This is a genomic window from Micromonospora sp. NPDC023814 (genome assembly GCF_040639595.1).
Classification (GTDB): Bacteria; Actinomycetota; Actinomycetes; order Mycobacteriales; family Micromonosporaceae; genus Micromonospora.
In genome coordinates, this window is sequence record NZ_JBFAAF010000242.1 from 1 (window position 1) to 1,380 (window position 1,380).

Annotated in this window: 2 protein-coding genes; both read right to left on the bottom strand. The window is 71.7% G+C overall.

Annotated features, from left to right (window positions below; translation table 11 throughout):
- Positions 1 to 156 precede the first annotated feature (156 nt).
- Positions 157 to 789, bottom strand: coding sequence for a DsbA family oxidoreductase (locus AB0G14_RS35745; RefSeq protein WP_357705245.1), 633 nt, complete (start codon positions 787 to 789; stop codon positions 157 to 159).
- A gap of 20 nt (positions 790 to 809) precedes the next feature.
- Positions 810 to 1,238, bottom strand: a complete 429-nt coding sequence (locus AB0G14_RS35750; protein WP_357705247.1) for a SufE family protein — start codon at positions 1,236 to 1,238, stop codon at positions 810 to 812.
- Positions 1,239 to 1,380 lie beyond the last annotated feature (142 nt).

Here is a 1,380-nt window from a genome sequence, read left to right on the forward strand (position 1 = left end):
CAGCTCCACTCCACAACCGGAGGCCTTCACCTGCCTACGACATCAGATCGTGTCGTCACACAATCTCGACCAACGTCCCTGGGCAGTACACCTAGCCGCTGACCGACGTCGATACCGTTGCACGTGAAACATCGGCATCCGGTCGGGCGGGTCGGTTCAGCCGGCGGACTCGCGGCGCTCCACCTCGGCCAGCGCGGCGAGCAGCGTCTCCGGTTCCTGGGCGCCGGTGACCGCGTACTTGCCGGCCAGGACGAAGGTCGGCACGCTGGTCACCCCGATCTGGCGGGCGGCGGCCAGCTCGGCGGAGACGTCGGCCACCCGCTCGTCGGAGTCGAGGAAGCGGCGCGCCTCCGCCGCGTCCAGGCCGACCTCGCCCGCGAGCGCGGCGAGCGCGTCCCGGGAGCCGACGTCGACCCCGTCGGTGAAGTGGGCGCGGTAGAGCGCGTCGACCGTCTCGGCGGCACGGCCACGGTCGGTGGCCCAGGAGACCAGCCGGTGCGCGTCGAAGGTGTTCGCCGCGACCGCGCGGTCGAAGTCGAGCTTCAGTCCGGCGCCCGCGGCCACCTCGGTGACGTGTCCGAACATCTGCCGGGCGCGGTCCTGCCCGCCGAACTTGGCGGCCATCGCCTCGACCAGCGGGCGCGGCTCGGGCACCGGCGACGGGTCGAGCTGGTACGGCCGGTAGCGGACGGTCACCTCGCCGTCGTACGACTCCACGGCCTGCTCCAGCCGACGCTTGCCGATGTAGCACCAGGGGCAGACCACGTCGGCGTAGATCTCGATCTCCATGCCGGTTGACAACCCCCTGGTCAGCCGATCTGTTCCCGGACCTGCCGCTTCAGCCGGGCCAGGATCGCCGTGCCGCCGCGCACCCGCAGCGGGCTGATCGCCTGCGCCAGCCCCATCCGCTGGTAGAGGTCGTCGGGGACGGCGAGCACCTCGTCCGGGCTCGCCCCGGCCAGCCCCTCGGCGAGGATGCCGGCGAACGCCCGCGTGGTGGGCGCCTCGGGCGGGCAGTCGAAGAGGGTCTCCACCGTCTTCTCCGGCGTCACCCGGGCGCGCAGGAAGAACGCCGTCTGGCACTCCGGCACCTGCTCCATGCCCTCCCGGTCGGTGGCGCCGGCGGGCAGCGGCGGGACGACGTCGGCGTACTCCAGCAGCATCTCCAGCACCACGTCGCGGGGCGCGGCGGCGAACTCGTCGACGATCTCGGCCAGCCTGGCCGGCATGGAAGACATGCTCCCGAGGTTACCGGTGTTAGGAAGGGCCCCTTCCTCTACCGGAGGCGGGCGGTTTCAAGGGGTCGTTGCAACGCGTTGGCTAGTCGGTGACGGCTAGGAGCTTAGCGAGGCGCTCGGCTGGGGTATCCCAGCCGAGCGT